Genomic DNA, 15,112 nt, shown 5'->3' on the forward strand with positions numbered 1-15,112 from the left:
CCGAAGCCGTCGACCTCGCCCGCGAAGGCGGCACCACGGTGCGGCGCAAACCGGAAGAGATCTACGACAACACGTTTGTCAACAACTTGGAGAAGAGCGGGTTTTTGAAAGAGATTTGGGGGAGTGAGAACTATCGGCGGTAGTTCAACGTCCCTGCGCCTTGCGCAAAAAGCTCATGTCCTCCAAATCGTCCGGCGTAAACGTCTTAGCGACTTTCAAAGTCTCGCGGTAAATCTCGATTTCTTTTTCTACTGCGGCGCGCGGTTTCGTGCCGTCTTTGCTGTAGCCCAGCATCTGTGAGGTGAATGCTTTCTCCGCCAGTGGCATGTCGAGCTTGTGATAGGCCGCAACATACTCGACGACTTCTTTGCGGTTGGCCGGGTTGACGATGTAGTTCATCGTGCGGTGCAGCGCCGCGATCATGCCCTGCACTTTCTGCGGGGTTTTCTTCATAGTCTCCACCGAACTGACAAGCCCGATAAAGCTCAACGGCGCGTAGGCGCGCGCGTCGGCCAATTTCGTGTAACCCTTTGCCTCCAACTCTTCGACATAGGGCGGCGGTAAAATACTCGCCGCGACTTTTTTGCTGGTGAGCGCTTTGATCATGCTATCGACAAGCTGCAGCCCGAGCATCGTCACCTTGCCGCCGTCCAGCCCGTGGGCACGCAGAATTGCGCTGGTCGACATGCCAGTGGCATCGGTCAATGCATTAACGCCGATGGACTTGCCGGCCAGATCTTGCACCGACTTGATCTCGGGCTGGCCCATCAGCACGTGCACGGGGTCCTGCTGCACGTAGAACACCCGACGCAGCGCGATGCCGCGCATGATCGCCGAGGTCGCCGCGCCGGTGGTCGACGAAAAATCCAACTCGCCGGCGATCAACGCCGCAATCGCGGTCGGCGGCGCCATGATGACCAGTTGCGGTTCGATCTGTTCGGCGGCGAAGAAACCTTTATCCTTGCCGAAGTAGTAGGGCATGATCGACAGACTCTGTGACGGCACATGGATCGTGACCCGAGTCGGTGCCGAAGCGGCAAGGGCCACCGAACCCAGCGGCCAAGCGATAACAATGGCAAGAATAACTGCAACAATGAACATGGTTTCTCCAATCGCAGCGGGCACGAGCAATCGCGCGCCCATGTTTACTTGTGAAATCGATTGGCTGCTTTTGCGGCGACCTCTTTCACGGCCGGCAGCGGACAAAAACCCTGCGACTCGACCGCGAACACGGGATTGAACTTGCTGCGGAAGTTTTCCAAGCCGATGATCGCCGCCAATTCAACCAGCTCTTCCTCTGAATAATGTTTCTTCAAGCGACTAAAAAACTTATCGGTCACGCGCTTGTTCGTGTAGGTCATGCGCTCGCACAGTTCCAGCGCTAGTTTCTCGCGAACCGAGAACACCGAGCTCTTCCTGTAATCGCCCAGTGCCGCCTCGACTTTTTCCGGCGACGCCCCATGTTGCATCCCACTGGATGCATTGATGTCGAGTCAATATGGACAACCGTTGATGCTCGCCGCCTTCATGCACAACAAATGGCGCAGGTCGGCAGGAATCAACCCTGAAGCGAGTATGCCGGCTTGCAGCGCCTGCACCCCTTGCTGAATAGTCGGACGGACGCCGTAGACCCACGCCGTGTTGAGCACCGAGCCGTACTGTTTTTCCTGCGCCTCGAACGTCTTGCGAACTGCTTCAGATGCCGACTCTTTCGAAACGCCCTTAATACGCAGCATAGTAAGTCCTCCTCCGTAGGGGACGGTCGCGACCGTCCCCCTGCAATTTAAGCAGCTTTGCCGCGGTGCCGCCGAGCATGTCCTCTTTGATGGAACTCGCTAGCGGCAAACCTCGTATGTGCTTGACGTACTCGTTCATCCCGCCGGCGTTCTTTCCTTGCACCGGATCGCTGGCATTGAAATTCTGCGGGTAGTCCGTCGCGAAGACAAGCCGCTCGGGCTTGATGACTTCGAGAGCGCAGCGCAGCGCGATCGGACTGCCTTCGAAGCCCGCCATGTCAAAATAGAGCAAATCGAAATAGTCATCGAAGTGCTTGGGCAGCTTAAAGCGATAGGAGGAGCGCGAGATGCGCTCTTTGTAACCGGCCAGGCCGCCGCCAAAATGGGCGAAGACAAACTGCAAATCGGGATAGCGCTCCAACACCCCGCCGGCGATCAGCCGAGTCACCGCCACGCCCAAATCGAACTCGCGTGTAAGAATGACCGGTAGCATGTAGTCGAGCATGAGCGAATAGCCCTTGGGGCCGAGGGCGGGATGAACAAAGATCGGCACCTTGAGCTTGTTCACCAAATCGTAAAACGGCGCGAACTCCTTCGCGTCGAGCGAAAGGCCTTCGCTTTGCGATGAGATCGTCACACCCTTCAACCCAAGCCCCACGGCGCGCTCCACTTCCGCCAACGCCTCGGCACCGCCGAGGGGCGGCACATGCGCCAAACCGACGATGCGCTCGGGAAAATCCTTTTGCGCCCGCGCCGTGCAGTCGTTTAACAACCGGCAGTTCTCCAGCGTCGTATCCCAGCCAAGGATCGAAGTCATGACCGAAATATCGATACCGCCGCGATCCATGTCCGCGATCTGCGCTTGCAGATCGAACAACTGCGAGTGAATCGACGCGTCGCCCTGCCTCACCGCAACTTTGTTGTCGGTCTTCATGCCGAGCTTTTGCCCCAGCTCGACGGGGATGTAGTGATGTTCGAAATCGATAACCATTTTGTCCGTGTCTATCTTCGCACGAAAGCCTTGCGTGATCCGCTCGGATTCTTGTCACCACGAAGGACACGAAGGCAAGAAAGATTCTTTGTCCGAACTTCGTGCTCTTCGTGTCGTTCGCGGTGAGCCTTTTCACCGCGGATGCTTCGCCGTGCCCGCCCAGCCGGTCTCTGAAATATCGATGATCACACCGTCCGGCGCGCTGTACTTCACCTCAGCATTCACATGCCGCGGCAACTCCCGCCCCAAACCCAGGGCGTCGTTGATGTCGTTGCGGATCGGCGCCCCAGCAGCGTTCAGTTTCTCATGCGCCGATGCAATGCTGTCAACTTCGAAGCCAATATGGTGCAGCCCCGTGTACTCTTTGCCCTGCGACACGCCGGCGGTCTGATCGTTTTTGAATTTGAGCACGGCAAAGTTGATATCACCGTCGGTCAAATGAAAGCCAACGGCACCCGGGCTGTTGATCTTGGCGATCTCACGCAGGCCGAAAACCTCGATGTAAAACTTGGCCGTCGCCTCCGGGTCCAGAGTCGCAATCGCGATATGCTTGATCTTAGCCATAACTCCTCCGTAAACGAGCCTTAACGCAAGATTGACAAAAGCGCCAGTCGCCCTCACTCCCTCGATACGCGCTTCGCGCTACTCGGGATAGTCGGATGTAGAGCCGGTTTCCCCGAGTAAGCCCGAAGGGCTGTATCGAGGGGGCAATCTTGCACACATTGCACCGCGCCGTTAAAGTAAAATTTCAATGTTAGCCAAGCGAATCATTCCCTGCCTCGACGTCAAAGCTGGACGGGTTGTTAAAGGTGTGAAGTTCTTAGAGCTGCGCGACGCCGGCGACCCGGTCGAAATTGCGCGTATCTACGACCGTGAGGGCGCCGACGAACTGACCTTTCTCGACATCACCGCGTCGCACGAGCAGCGCGGCATTATTCTCGACGTGGTCGCGCGCACCGCCGATCAAGTCTTCATGCCGCTCACCGTCGGCGGCGGCATTAACAAACTAGACGACATCCGCGCCCTGCTCACGGCCGGCGCCGACAAAGTGTCGATCAATACCGGCGCGGTAAATCGTCCGGAGTTTGTCCGCGAAGCAGCGGAAAAATTTGGCAGCCAATGCATCGTCGTCGCCATCGACGCCAAACGGGTCGGCGACCACTGGGAAGTCTTCACCCACGGCGGCAGAAATCCGACTGGGATCGATGCGGTCGAATGGGCCGCGCGCATGGAGAGCTACGGCGCCGGCGAGATTCTCTTAACCAGCATGGACCGCGACGGCACCAAGATTGGCTACGACCTGCCGCTGACGCGAGCGATTTCGGACCGCGTCGGCATCCCGGTCATCGCCTCCGGCGGCGTCGGCAACCTAGAGCATATCTACCAAGGCTTCACCGAAGGCCACGCCAGCGCAGCCCTGGCTGCTTCGATCTTTCACTATCAAGAATATTCCATCGGGGAGTGCAAGAAGTATCTAAAAGACCGCGGCATCCCGGTGCGGATTTAATAAATTCATTTAACCACAAGGAGCACAAAGGGCAAAAAGGGCGCGACACATCGCGTCCCACATTCGTAATTCTTTTTCGCGTTCTTTGCGGTTAAATTCTCCGGGTTCCGAGTCCAGGCGCGCAGCGCCTTTCGTGCCACTTGTGATCTTCTGTGGCCAAATCTCTTGCCCCGATTCGGTTGCGGCTCTGCCGCACAAGGCCCTTACTTTCCAAACAGCGCGCGTTTGCGCGGTGGGTCGTAGAACGGCAGCGGCACGACGGTGACGGGCGCGGTTTTGCGCGTGTACTCGATCAGCACTTCCATGGTCAACTTGGAACCGGGCCGGGTGCAGTCTTGGCGCACGGTGGCGAGCGCGATGTATTTTTTTAGCGCTGGCGACCATGCGCCGGTGGTGGCATGGCCGACCTGCAAGCCGTTGCGATAGAGCGGCACCACGCTGCGCCACGCCGCGGCGGGGAACTGCGGCGGCAAGCCGACTTCTTGAAACAGGCTTTCATAAGCGGGCAGGTCAATTTCCAAACCAACAATCTGCCGCGGCGAGCCCTGCGCCTTTTCTTCGAGCAGCGCCTTTCTGCCGACGAAATGTTCTTTGTTCAAGTCCACCGTCCAACCAAGACCGATCTCGTAGGGGGAATACTGCTGCCCAGGACTCATCGCTCGATCGGTGCCGATGTAGTCGACCTCTAAGAGAATAAATCCCGCTTCCAAGCGCGCGACATCGAGGGCCATCAAGCCAGTTGGCTTGATGCCGAACTGTTTGCCGGCGTCCAGTAGAATGTCCCACGTCTGCGGCGCCGATGCAGCGCCGAGCCAGATTTCATAACCCAAATCGCCCGTGTAGCCCGTGCGCGAGACAATGACGTCGACATCTTGGATTTTTCCTTGGGTCAAGCGAAAGAAGCGGAGCCTGCCGATGTCGACGTTAAGGACACGCTGAAGAATCTTGTAAGCGTTGGGCCCCTGGAGCGCCAGCGCGGCAAACTGCTCTGAGACCTCCTTGATGTCGATATCCATGCCCTTAGCGTTGAGCGACAGCCAGCGCACGCTTGGCTCGGCGAGATTAAAGCGGCAGTGATTTTCCCCGAGGCGAAACACAGTGCCGTCTTGAATCACTTTGCCTTCGTTGTCGCAGATGCAGCCGTAGAGCGCCTGGCCGACGGCGCACTTGGCCGCGTCGCGGGTGATCACGCGATTGACCAAACGCAATGCGTCCTCGCCAGTGACGTCGTATTTGTACAACGGCGAAATATCGATCAGCCCTGCGGTGTTGCGGATCGCATGATACTCGTAGTCGTGCATCACATCGTAGGAGCTGGCGACTAAATAGCCGGACCAGGTGCGCCAGTTGTGGCTGGCGCACAGCGGCTCGGTGCGAGAGTGAAAGGGTGTGCCGATGGGCATTTTTTATTTTGGATTTTCGATTTTAGATTTTAGATTGTCGGAAATGTTCGCTTCACATTGACTTCGCAAACGAAATTACCAAATATGACCTTTTAAGCAAATCATGTCGACTTCCCAATACGATGCCATCATCATCGGCGGCGGCCATAACGGCCTCACCACCGCTGCCTACCTCGCCAAGGCCGGCAAAAAAGTCGTCGTGCTCGAACGGCGTCACGTGCTCGGCGGCGCCGCGGTGACCGAAGAAATCTACCCGGGCTTCAAATATTCCGTCTGCTCCTACGTAGTGAGCCTCTTGCGCCCGGAAGTTATTCGCGAGCTGGAGCTGCCGCGCTACGATCTGGAAATCATCCCCCTCGACAGCACGCTCACGCCGATGCCCAATGGCGACCATCTCTTTCGCTGCGGCGATCACGCGCTGACGCGGCGCGAGCTGGCGCGCCATTCGCCCACCGACGCTGAGGCGTATGAAGAATACGGCCCACTGATGGTGCAGATGGCGATGGCAGTGAAACCGCTACTCGGCACGATTCCGCCGGAGCCGACGACTCTCAAGCCGCAGGGTCTTTTTGGCCTGGCCAACGTCGGCAAACACTTCAAAGGCCTCGGCGACAAACTGCTTTTTGATTTGACCAAGCTCATGACCATGAGCTCCGCCGATTTTCTCGACGAGTGGTTCGAGACCGATGTTTTGAAAGCGACCATGTCGGCAAGCGGCATCATTGGCACGTTCATGGGGCCGCGCTCGCCGGGCACGGCCTACGTGCTCTTGCATCACTATATGGGTGAGCTGGACGGCGCCTTTCGGTCGTGGGGCTTTGCGCGCGGCGGCACCGGCGCGATCAGCAACGCAATTGCCGATGCGGCGCGCCACTTCGGCGCCGAGATTCGCACGCAAAGCCCGGTCGCCAACGTCCTGATCAAAAATGGCCGCGCCTGCGGCGTCGTGCTGCCGAATGGCGACGAGCTGCAAGCCAAAACAGTCGTCTCGAGCGTCGATCCCAAGCGGACTTTTCTCAAGATGATCGACTCGCAGCACCTCGACAGAGAGTTCCTGCGCCAAGTCGAGAACTATAAAATTCGCGGCTCGTCGGCCAAAGTGAATCTCTCGCTCGACACCCTGCCCGATTTCACCTGCTGGCCCGGCGATGGGCCGCATTTGGACGGCGCCATCTCCATCAGTCCGAGCTTGGATTACATCGAGCGCGCCTACGACGACGCTAAATATGGCGACTACTCGCGCCATCCTTATATGGACATCATTTTACCGTCGCGGCTCGACCCTGGCATGGCGCCGCCGGGGAAACACGTCATGTCGATCTTCGTGCAATACGCGCCCTATGACTTGAAGAATGGCACCTGGCCTGAAAAACGCGAAGCCTTCGGCGATACTGTGATCGATACTTTGAGTGAGTACGCGCCCAATTTGAAGAATATTATTTTGCATCGTCAAGTCGTCACGCCGTGGGATTTGGAAAATGAGTTTGGCCTTACCGAAGGCAATATTTTTCAGGGCGAACTTACACTGGATCAACTATTTTTTCTCCGTCCGGTCGCCGGCTGGGCGAAATACCGCACGCCAATCAAGAATCTCTACATGTGCGGCTCGTGTACCCATCCCGGCGGCGGTGTCATGGCGGCGTCGGGACGCTTGGCCGCGCTAGAACTCTTAAAGGATTGGAAGCGACTTTAGTGCACAGATTACGATTTCTGGCGGTGTCCTCTGTTCTTCCCCCCTTTGAAAAAGGGGGGCAAGGGGGGATTTTCTCACCGCATGCACAGATACAAATCCCCCTCAATCTTCCTTTTTCAAAGGGGGAGGTCGCAGATTGCGGAGCTCGTCTTTAGATGGCCTCCCGACGTTACGACGCAATCGTCATCGGTGCGGGCCATAACGGGCTCATCACCGCAGCCTATCTCGCCAAAGCCGGCAAAAAAGTTCTCGTGCTTGAGCGCCGCAGTATCGTCGGTGGCATCGCCGTCACCGAAGAAATTTTTCCGGGTTTCAAGTTTTCGCCGATCGCGCACGTTGCCAACGGTTTTGCCGGCGAAGTCATCGCCGATCTCGACCTGCGCCGCCACGGTCTCGACATCCTGGCGCTCGATCCATTGCTGCTGGCGCCCACGGTCGACGGGCAGCCGCTCGTTATCCCACGCAACCCAAGCCAAGCGACCGCACAGATCGCGCGCCATTCGCAGAGTGACGCGCAAAAATACAGCGCGTTTTGTGCGCTCTTGAAAAACCTCGCTGGTTTTCTGCGCACGATCTACGATCTTTCCTGGCCGGATAAGACTACGGCAGACGAGAAACTGAACCCTTTCGAGCTGATCAAAGCCGGTCTCAAGTTTCGCGGCTTGGGCGAGAAACAGATGTATGAGTTTCTGCGCATCCTGCCGATGAGCAGCGCCGACTTACTAAACGAATGGTTCGAGAGCGATCTGCTCAAAGCGAGCCTCGCCGCCAGCGGCATGCTCGGTAGCTTCGTCGGCCCGCGCCAGCAGGGCAGTTGCTTTAACTTGCTGCAGCACCAATTGGGCGAATCCAACGGCGCCCTGCGCACGGCGGGTTTCGTCCGCGGCGGCATCGGCAATCTCACCCGGGCAGTCACGCGCGCGGCGCAGCAAGCCGGCGCAGAGATTCGCACAGGCAGCGAGGTTGTGAGAGTCACTACCAAACACGGCGCGGCGACGGGCGTGGTGCTTAGCAACGGCGACGAAATCGGCGCGCAGACAGTGATCTCGGGTGTCGGCGTCAAACGAACTTTTCAGAAACTGGTGGAACCGACATATTTGGACCCGCATTTTTTGCTCGCCGTCAAAAACATCCGCGCCCGCGGCACAGTCGCCAAGATTAACTTCGCCCTCGACGCGCTGCCGAAGTTCAAAGGCAGCGAGCCTTCCCAGCTCGCCGGCGTCATCCACATTGGCCCGACGCTAGATTATTTAGAGCGCGCCGCCGATGACGCCAAGTACGGCCGTTTTTCCAAACAGCCATTTTTGGAAATCACGATTCCGTCGCTCAGCGATCCATCGTTGGCACCTGCCGGCAAACACGTCATGTCGGTATGGATGCAGAGCGCGCCCTATCATTTGAAAGACGGCAACTGGGCCGAGCAGCGCAACGGCCTGGGTGACACGGTTGTTGGCCTCATCGAGCAATATGCCTCCGGATTTGACGAGACGATCCTCCACGGCCAGGTTCTAACCCCCTTGGACTTGGAGCAAACCTACGGCCTCGACGAAGGCCATCCCTATCACGCCGAGCTCGCCCTCGATCAACTCTTCTTCATGCGCCCCGTGCCCGGTTGGTCGCGCTATCGCACGCCAATCGAAAATCTCTATCTCTGCGGCTCAGGCACGCATCCCGGCGGCTTGAACGGCCTGTCGGGCAAGTACGCAGCGCGCGAGATTCTGAAGCGGCATTCCTAGAATCACAACCAGTGCCGTCTCACCAAGACAAATGGCAACCCTGCAAGCAACTCAGTCATATTGCTTGTACGAGAGCCCTAAACTTGTAAAATAGTCAGTATGCGTACCAAGGTCACAAAACGCGGACAAGTCTCGGTTCCTTCGGAAGTTAGAAAGAGGCTCCGCATCGACGCCAACACAACTCTCGAATGGGTCATTGAAGGCAACACGGCCAGAATCGTGCCGGTGCCTGGCGATCCCATCAGCGCCTTTCGCGGATCCGGCCCTAAGGGTTCGGTCCAACGGCTGCTCAAGGAACGCGCCCGGGATCGGCGCCGAGAAGATGGCCGTTAAGAATCTATTCGTTTTGGATACTTCTGCGCTGCTCGCTTTACGGGACAACGAGCCGGGCGCGAGTCGCGTCGACAGGCTTTTGCGTCAAGCTACACGGAAGCAATATCGGCTGCTGGCTTCTTTCATGACCCGGATGGAAGTCCTTTACATTATTTGGCGCGAAGAGGGTGAGCAGAGCGCGCGCGACGCGCTGCGACTGGTAGACTCCTTCGCCATGGATTGGGTTAGTTGCGATGCGGCCATACTTGATTGTGCCGCACGAGTTAAATCGGCCGGCGGCCTATCGCTCGCAGACAGCTGGATTGCAGCCACCGCAATCGTCCATGAAGCGACCCTTGTCCATAAAGACCCTGAATTTCAAAAGGTTTCAGATCTCTCGCAAGAATTCCTGAGACCCTAACCCGAAGTTACTCCCCTAACCGACAAACTAATCTGCTTTCTGGGTCGCGCTCTGGCCAGGGAACCTACCCGGTAACCACGCTACGTGACGTGTCATGCTGCGCCAAGCGAAGCATCTGCGGGTTCGCTTAGCGCCGTGAGCAGATTCTTCGCCTTCGGCTCATCTATAGACAGCCGCGCAGCTCGCGCATTTGACTTCGATGATCTCTCTCTACTCACGAAACTTTGAATTCAGCGTTTTCCCGTGGTAGACGCATGGGTGCGACTGCTGAAGGAACCAGCGATGAAGGTCTTCTTGGGGCTTACGGAAAACTCCTCGCCAAATGACGCGCGAATGTTTGGCCTGTTTGGCGAGCGCCTGGTCGACCTACAAAGCGTCCAGGCGCGGCGCCTCTGCGAGTCTGGGATCGATGTAGAGGTTGCTGCCGATCAGGCCTCGTTCGACTTTCCATCGATGATCGGCGCGCTGCTGACTCAAGGTGACAGCTCCCGCCAGCGCCTCGACGATTTATCCGAATATATAAATCGCGTCGGCCTGAGAAACTTGTGTGGCCCTGCCAATGAAAAAGCAGTCTACGGCGTCAACGAGATAAAGATATTGCCGCCGCTGCAAAATCCTGAAAAAAGTTTCACCATCGGTTTTGCCGACAAGGCGCGCATCGAGGCGATGCCGCCGGCGGAAATACCCACCGGCTTTTACAAACTGCCGCAAACCTTTGTCACCAACGGCGCGCCGATCGTCCTGCCGAAGTTTTCCGAAGAGGTGGATGCTGACGCCTGCTTGGCGATCGTCATCGGCAAAGCCGGCAGACGCATCGCGCCGGAAAAGGCCTGGGACTACGTCGCCGGGGTCACCTTGGTGATCGACGTGACGGCGCGCGACGTCAACCGGCGCGAAGGGGCGACGACCAACAACTTGCTCGGTAAAAACTTTCCATCGAGCACGGCCATCGGCCCGGCGGTGCTGCTGACGCACTCGCGCAGAGAGATTGAAGCTTTGGAAGTTGATCTATCGCTGAATGGCGCCATCCAGCAGAAGTTCACCCTGCGCGACTGCGTTTTCAGCGTCGAGCAAATCATCGCCCGCTGGTCGATCTTGGGCATCAAGCCGGGCGACTGGCTCGGCGTCGGCGCCAGCATGGCCAAGCAAGGCGACCGGCTGCAAAATCCGGTGCTGCTGAAGCCGGGGGTCAAAATCCGCTGTTCGTCACCGCAGATCGGCGAACTGAATCATGAAGTGATCGCCGCGGGAGGTGCGCGTCGATGAAGCTCGTTACTTTTGAATACCAGAACCAAGAAAGAATTGGCGCCGTAGATGCGACTGGCCGCATCGTCGATTTGCAGCGGGCCTATGCGAGCCATCTCAGAGCCAGCAGCGACAATCCGCAGGCCGATCGACTTGCTGAGGTGACGCTCGGCAAAGACATGGTGGATTTTTTGAAACGCGGCGAGCCGGCGCTCGATGCCGCCCGTAAAGCCTTGGCGCAGGCAGGTAAAGCACCCGAGACCATCTACGAACGCGCGCAAGTAAGACTTAAATCTCCCGTGCCGCGCCCCGGCGCGCTCGTGTCGGCGGGCAAGAACTTTTCCGACCACGTGGCCGAAATGTCTTCCAAGAAAGGGCCGGTGGCGCCGGTCGCGTTTCTCAAACTTCCGGGCACGGTGATCGGCCCGCAGGACGATATTCCGCACCCGCCGGAAGTAAAAAACTTAGATTACGAAGTCGAGCTCGCCGTCATCATCGGCAAACCCTGCGTCGACGTCACGGCCGAAGACGCGCTCGATTACGTCGCCGGCTATGCGTCGTTCAACGACATCAGCGCCCGCGATGTGATCCGCGGCGAGAACAAGTATGGCATTCACCTGATGGGCAAAAGCTTCCCCGGCTTCGCGCCCATGGGCCCTTATTTAGTAACGGCCGATGAAATTCCCGAGCCGCAAAAGCTCAAGCTTTGGCTCCGCGTCAACGGCGAAACCCGCCAGGACTCGAACCTGGGTTACATGATTTTCAAAATCCGCGACATGATCGCCTACTGGTCGCAGATGGGTTTGAACCCTGGCGATGTGCTGACGACCGGCACACCGAAAGGCGTTGCCGCCGGACGCAAGCCCGACCAAGTGCCATGGTGGTTAAAACCCGGCGACGTGGTCGAGGCGGAAGTCGAAGGGCTCGGCTGTCTGCGCAACCGCATCGTAGCGGAGATTTCATGAGATCGGGCCGATCGTCGGCGGCTTTGCGTCTAGTCTGCGTGCCGGCTTCGCGGGCTTGCTCGATCATCTCTTCGTCGTCGACAACCGCTTCGCCGAAGACTTAGCTAAGAGCGGCTTCTTAAACGAACTATGGGGCAAAGAGCTGTCCAGATAAAAAGGAGCGATCATGAGCGCAGTGTTGCAACCAACCGGTCTGGTGCACGGCCACACCGAAGTCCGCTTTCTCGACGAGACGATTCCCGTGCTCACCAAAGTCGTCGCGCTGGACCTGATCGAGCGGCGCGAACATGAAGCGGTGTTAAGACATCCGAACACCGGCTGGAAACTGATCGTCCATGAAGGCGGCGCTGAAGTTAAAGACAAACCGGAGCGCAATCATTACGGCGTGCGGGTGTCGAACAATGAAGAAGTCGATCACGCGTACCAGTATCTACTGGCACACAAGGAAGAGTTGGGCTTGAAGAAGGTCGTCAAGCGCAAAGAGCGCTCGGGTTCCTATTCGATGTTTTTCGTCGAGCCCGGCGGCAACTACTGGGAGATCGAGTCTTACGAGAACCGCCACAAAGCCGGTCTGCCATTTGAGGTTGCCTACCCGTGGAAAAACAAATTGACCGAGGAGCGGTTACCCGGTTGCGGCTACATTCCGCAAGCTATGACCCATGGCACTATGGAGTGCACGGACCTTCAAGTGTCAAAGAAGTTTTACCAGCAAGGCTTGGGTCTCAACCTTGTCACTCACGTTCCGACCATCGAACCGCACGATATAAAACACCCGACCACGCCATGGTATGTCGTCAGCTTGGAAGTACCTGAGAAAAATAAACACTACCTGACGCCGCTGCAGCGCTATACCGTCGCGGTCGGGTCGTCAGCCGCGCTGAGCGAAGCCCATCGCGAGTTCAGCGAGCGCAAAGCCGAGTTTGGCCTCACCAGCGTGGAGGCAATTAGCGAGACCGGCAGAGGCCAGTCGTTTCTTATTTGCGACCGCGACCGCAACTGGTGGGAAGTAACATGGCTGGGAGACTAAGAATAATCTGACGGATCCAACGGATCTGTCGGATCCGACTGATCACAATAACAAAGGAGGCTCTTCCATGAACGTTAACCATCTCGACAACAAAAAAACCGGCTTGCTTTTCTTCGACATGCTGAACGTTTACTTCCCGGCGGATAAACGGCCTGCGCTCAAGCCGATCCTCGACAACGCCGTGCGTCTGATGAACGCGGCGCGTGGCGCGAAGATTCCGATTTTCTATGCCATGGCCAACCACCGCACCGACGGCGATATCCGCTACCTGTCGATCACCGACACCGACATGCGCCTAAAGCCCTGGCCTAACGACGAGTGCAACCCGACGGTGCATGGCGCCACCGAAGGTTCCTGGGAACAGAAAGTGATCGACGAGATCAAGCCGCAGCCGGAAGATTTCATGATTCCCAAGTTCCGCTGGAGCACTTTTCACCAGACCTATTTCGATCTCGCGCTGCGCAACAAAGGCGTTGATACAATCATTATTTCCGGGGGCGCCGTCGACGTCGGCGTCGCCTCGACTGTCTATTCCGCCCGCGATCACGATTATAACCTGATCATCGTCCGCGACGCCTGCAGCAATTCCCATGACGACTCGATGAAGGCGTTTATGGACACGGTTTTCCCAAGAATGGCACGAGTGCGAAGGACCGAGCAGGTGGTCGGAATGATTGCAGCAGGCAATAGGCGGTAGGCAGCAGAGGCAACAGTTCGGAGATCATGAGAATTGGCGATTCGATCGTCTAAGGGACATGGCGAATTCTCTAAGACACCGTCGGCAGCTACCTAGTATGGTAGTTGGGCTGTTTTTACTTTTAGGGATTCCCGGCCTTGCCAGTGCCCAAAGCCTAGCACCAAGTGAGAAGCAAAAGATCGAAGCCTTGATCAATCGGGTAAAATCTCTCAAAGACGCCAAGTTTGTCCGCAATGGGTCCGGCTACAGCTCCGACAATGCCGCCAGATTCTTAAAAGGTAAGTGGGACGCCAACGCGGCCGACGTCAAAAGCGCCAAAGACTTTATCGACAAAGTCGCAAGCTTCTCCGGTACTTCCGGCAAGCCCTATCTGATCCGTTTCAAAGACGGCAAAGAGGTCAAAAGCCAAGAGTACTTGCTCGCCGAGCTAAAGCGCATCGAGTCTGCCGGACCGTAGGGTGCGCCGCGCGACCATGCGAAAGCGGGGCGCACGGCGCACCCGGCATTTTCTTTGCGCCGAGACCAGCAAAATCTTTCTTTCTGTTGAAGTGTTTGTCCCCGATGGCGTCTAACCGGACAGCCATAGTCGTTCGCCGTGGCACATGGATGTGCCCCGGCGAATGGCTGTGGAACTCAAGAAGCTGGTTCTTGGGGGCTGGCTCGCGGCCTTTGTAAGCGCTTGCGCCGTCACAAACGAGGCCCCCGTTAGTTATCCACGGAAGGAAGTTGCCGCCGTCGGCGGCGATCTGCGTCAAGTGGTGCGCGTCGTCGACGGCGACACGCTCGTGCTCGCCCCCAACGAAAAAGTCCGTCTGATCGGGGTCGACACCCCGGAAACCGTCCACCCCAACAAGGCCGTCCAGTGCTTCGGCAAAGACGCCAAAGCCTTTGCCCGCGCTCTTTTGGAAAACCAGACCGTGCGCTTAGTGTTCGACGAGCGCTACACAAAACAAAACCACAAAGACAAATTTGGCCGGACGTTGGGCTACGTTTATTTGGCCGACGGCCGCATGCTAAACGCCGAGCTGATCCGTCAAGGCTATGCCCACGCCTACACCCGCTTCCCGTTTCACTATCTCGCGGAATTCCGCGATCTGGAACGCGAAGCACGGCAAAGCGGCGCCGGCCTCTGGTCCTTCTGCCCGCTGTCGTGATTGAATCGGGCAGGAGGTCTAAAGCCGAATGCCCGTCATCCTCAAAACCGTTCTCCTGCTCAGCGCGTCCGGCTTCTGCCTTTTCGGCGCGGTGTATTTCGTTTCAGATCCTAACGCTGTCACGACTCCATAACTCCGCTCTAAGCCCACGCGGGTTTCAGAAACTGTAGGGTTTTCAGGAAGTTTTGGGGTATTGGGATTCGCCCATTGGGCGAGTTTTTTCTT

General features: G+C 57.5%; 17 protein-coding genes. 11 read left to right on the forward strand and 6 right to left on the reverse strand.

What is annotated here, in order from left to right:
- Window positions 1-144 precede the first annotated feature (144 nt).
- The 5 genes from FJ145_25630 to FJ145_25650 form a co-directional block, all read right to left on the reverse strand.
- The gene (locus tag FJ145_25630) at window positions 145-1,143 is read right to left on the reverse strand and encodes an ABC transporter substrate-binding protein (protein ID MBM4264791.1); all 999 of its coding nucleotides are present in this window, start codon (window positions 1,141-1,143) and stop codon (window positions 145-147) included.
- Window positions 1,144-1,145: 2 nt separating this feature from the next.
- Entirely contained in the window at window positions 1,146-1,469 is a 324-nt protein-coding gene (locus FJ145_25635) for a hypothetical protein (GenBank protein MBM4264792.1), read from the reverse strand.
- Window positions 1,470-1,493: 24 nt separating this feature from the next.
- Window positions 1,494-1,736, reverse strand: a complete 243-nt coding sequence (locus tag FJ145_25640) for a hypothetical protein (protein MBM4264793.1) — start codon at window positions 1,734-1,736, stop codon at window positions 1,494-1,496.
- Complete coding sequence (locus FJ145_25645) at window positions 1,723-2,727, reverse strand: amidohydrolase (GenBank protein MBM4264794.1); 1,005 nt, start codon at window positions 2,725-2,727, stop codon at window positions 1,723-1,725. Before FJ145_25645 ends, FJ145_25640 begins: the two co-directional genes overlap by 14 nt.
- Before the next feature lie 132 nt (window positions 2,728-2,859).
- Window positions 2,860-3,291 (reverse strand): VOC family protein, encoded by a 432-nt coding sequence (locus tag FJ145_25650; protein MBM4264795.1) that lies wholly within the window; start codon window positions 3,289-3,291, stop codon window positions 2,860-2,862.
- A gap of 187 nt (window positions 3,292-3,478) precedes the next feature.
- Here FJ145_25650 and hisF point away from each other — a divergent pair, with 187 nt between their 5' ends.
- Window positions 3,479-4,234 carry an imidazole glycerol phosphate synthase subunit HisF gene (hisF, locus tag FJ145_25655; protein ID MBM4264796.1) on the forward strand — a complete coding sequence of 252 codons (756 nt, stop codon included), beginning with the start codon at window positions 3,479-3,481 and terminating at the stop codon, window positions 4,232-4,234.
- 203 nt (window positions 4,235-4,437) lie between these two features.
- Here the strand turns inward: hisF and FJ145_25660 are convergent, their stop codons facing one another.
- Window positions 4,438-5,637 carry an aminomethyl transferase family protein gene (locus FJ145_25660; protein MBM4264797.1) on the reverse strand — a complete coding sequence of 400 codons (1,200 nt, stop codon included), beginning with the start codon at window positions 5,635-5,637 and terminating at the stop codon, window positions 4,438-4,440.
- Window positions 5,638-5,740: 103 nt separating this feature from the next.
- Here FJ145_25660 and FJ145_25665 point away from each other — a divergent pair, with 103 nt between their 5' ends.
- From FJ145_25665 to FJ145_25710, 10 genes are all read left to right on the forward strand, one after another.
- Window positions 5,741-7,330, forward strand: coding sequence for an NAD(P)/FAD-dependent oxidoreductase (locus FJ145_25665; protein MBM4264798.1), 1,590 nt, complete (start codon window positions 5,741-5,743; stop codon window positions 7,328-7,330).
- 155 nt (window positions 7,331-7,485) lie between these two features.
- Window positions 7,486-9,066: an NAD(P)/FAD-dependent oxidoreductase gene (locus tag FJ145_25670; protein ID MBM4264799.1), complete on the forward strand. Its 1,581-nt coding sequence runs from the start codon at window positions 7,486-7,488 to the stop codon at window positions 9,064-9,066.
- A 99-nt stretch (window positions 9,067-9,165) separates the two neighbouring features.
- The gene (locus FJ145_25675; protein MBM4264800.1) at window positions 9,166-9,399 is read left to right on the forward strand and encodes an AbrB/MazE/SpoVT family DNA-binding domain-containing protein; all 234 of its coding nucleotides are present in this window, start codon (window positions 9,166-9,168) and stop codon (window positions 9,397-9,399) included.
- Complete coding sequence (locus tag FJ145_25680; protein MBM4264801.1) at window positions 9,389-9,799, forward strand: type II toxin-antitoxin system VapC family toxin; 411 nt, start codon at window positions 9,389-9,391, stop codon at window positions 9,797-9,799. Before FJ145_25675 ends, FJ145_25680 begins: the two co-directional genes overlap by 11 nt.
- A gap of 282 nt (window positions 9,800-10,081) precedes the next feature.
- Window positions 10,082-11,065 (forward strand): fumarylacetoacetate hydrolase family protein, encoded by a 984-nt coding sequence (locus FJ145_25685; GenBank protein ID MBM4264802.1) that lies wholly within the window; start codon window positions 10,082-10,084, stop codon window positions 11,063-11,065.
- Complete coding sequence (locus FJ145_25690) at window positions 11,062-12,009, forward strand: fumarylacetoacetate hydrolase family protein (GenBank protein MBM4264803.1); 948 nt, start codon at window positions 11,062-11,064, stop codon at window positions 12,007-12,009. Before FJ145_25685 ends, FJ145_25690 begins: the two co-directional genes overlap by 4 nt.
- A 166-nt stretch (window positions 12,010-12,175) precedes the next feature.
- On the forward strand, window positions 12,176-13,036 hold the full coding sequence (locus tag FJ145_25695) for a hypothetical protein (GenBank protein MBM4264804.1): 861 nt from the start codon (window positions 12,176-12,178) through the stop codon (window positions 13,034-13,036).
- Window positions 13,037-13,103: 67 nt separating this feature from the next.
- A complete protein-coding gene (locus tag FJ145_25700) occupies window positions 13,104-13,733 on the forward strand; it encodes a cysteine hydrolase (GenBank protein ID MBM4264805.1) in 630 nt (209 codons plus the stop codon).
- A gap of 97 nt (window positions 13,734-13,830) precedes the next feature.
- Window positions 13,831-14,190 carry a hypothetical protein gene (locus tag FJ145_25705; protein ID MBM4264806.1) on the forward strand — a complete coding sequence of 120 codons (360 nt, stop codon included), beginning with the start codon at window positions 13,831-13,833 and terminating at the stop codon, window positions 14,188-14,190.
- 145 nt (window positions 14,191-14,335) lie between these two features.
- On the forward strand, window positions 14,336-14,887 hold the full coding sequence (locus tag FJ145_25710) for a nuclease (protein ID MBM4264807.1): 552 nt from the start codon (window positions 14,336-14,338) through the stop codon (window positions 14,885-14,887).
- Window positions 14,888-15,112: the final 225 nt, after the last annotated feature.

It is taken from the genome of Deltaproteobacteria bacterium (genome assembly GCA_016874755.1).
Lineage (GTDB): Bacteria > Desulfobacterota > Binatia > UBA9968 > UBA9968 > DP-20.

What these genes read in the sequence shown, in the direction of transcription:
- FJ145_25700 (MBM4264805.1), top strand. Translation starts at nt 13,104, where the DNA reads ATGAACGTTAACCATCTCGACAACAAAAAAACCGGCTTGCTTTTCTTC.
- FJ145_25705 (MBM4264806.1), top strand. Translation starts at nt 13,831, where the DNA reads ATGGTAGTTGGGCTGTTTTTACTTTTAGGGATTCCCGGCCTTGCCAGT.
- FJ145_25665 (MBM4264798.1), top strand. Translation starts at nt 5,741, where the DNA reads ATGTCGACTTCCCAATACGATGCCATCATCATCGGCGGCGGCCATAAC.
- FJ145_25680 (MBM4264801.1), top strand. Translation starts at nt 9,389, where the DNA reads ATGGCCGTTAAGAATCTATTCGTTTTGGATACTTCTGCGCTGCTCGCT.
- FJ145_25645 (MBM4264794.1), bottom strand. Translation starts at nt 2,727, where the DNA reads ATGGTTATCGATTTCGAACATCACTACATCCCCGTCGAGCTGGGGCAA.
- FJ145_25685 (MBM4264802.1), top strand. Translation starts at nt 10,082, where the DNA reads ATGAAGGTCTTCTTGGGGCTTACGGAAAACTCCTCGCCAAATGACGCG.
- FJ145_25635 (MBM4264792.1), bottom strand. Translation starts at nt 1,469, where the DNA reads ATGCAACATGGGGCGTCGCCGGAAAAAGTCGAGGCGGCACTGGGCGAT.
- FJ145_25675 (MBM4264800.1), top strand. Translation starts at nt 9,166, where the DNA reads ATGCGTACCAAGGTCACAAAACGCGGACAAGTCTCGGTTCCTTCGGAA.
- FJ145_25670 (MBM4264799.1), top strand. Translation starts at nt 7,486, where the DNA reads ATGGCCTCCCGACGTTACGACGCAATCGTCATCGGTGCGGGCCATAAC.
- FJ145_25630 (MBM4264791.1), bottom strand. Translation starts at nt 1,143, where the DNA reads ATGGGCGCGCGATTGCTCGTGCCCGCTGCGATTGGAGAAACCATGTTC.
- FJ145_25660 (MBM4264797.1), bottom strand. Translation starts at nt 5,637, where the DNA reads ATGCCCATCGGCACACCCTTTCACTCTCGCACCGAGCCGCTGTGCGCC.
- FJ145_25640 (MBM4264793.1), bottom strand. Translation starts at nt 1,736, where the DNA reads ATGCTGCGTATTAAGGGCGTTTCGAAAGAGTCGGCATCTGAAGCAGTT.
- hisF (MBM4264796.1), top strand. Translation starts at nt 3,479, where the DNA reads ATGTTAGCCAAGCGAATCATTCCCTGCCTCGACGTCAAAGCTGGACGG.
- FJ145_25690 (MBM4264803.1), top strand. Translation starts at nt 11,062, where the DNA reads ATGAAGCTCGTTACTTTTGAATACCAGAACCAAGAAAGAATTGGCGCC.
- FJ145_25695 (MBM4264804.1), top strand. Translation starts at nt 12,176, where the DNA reads ATGAGCGCAGTGTTGCAACCAACCGGTCTGGTGCACGGCCACACCGAA.
- FJ145_25650 (MBM4264795.1), bottom strand. Translation starts at nt 3,291, where the DNA reads ATGGCTAAGATCAAGCATATCGCGATTGCGACTCTGGACCCGGAGGCG.
- FJ145_25710 (MBM4264807.1), top strand. Translation starts at nt 14,336, where the DNA reads ATGGATGTGCCCCGGCGAATGGCTGTGGAACTCAAGAAGCTGGTTCTT.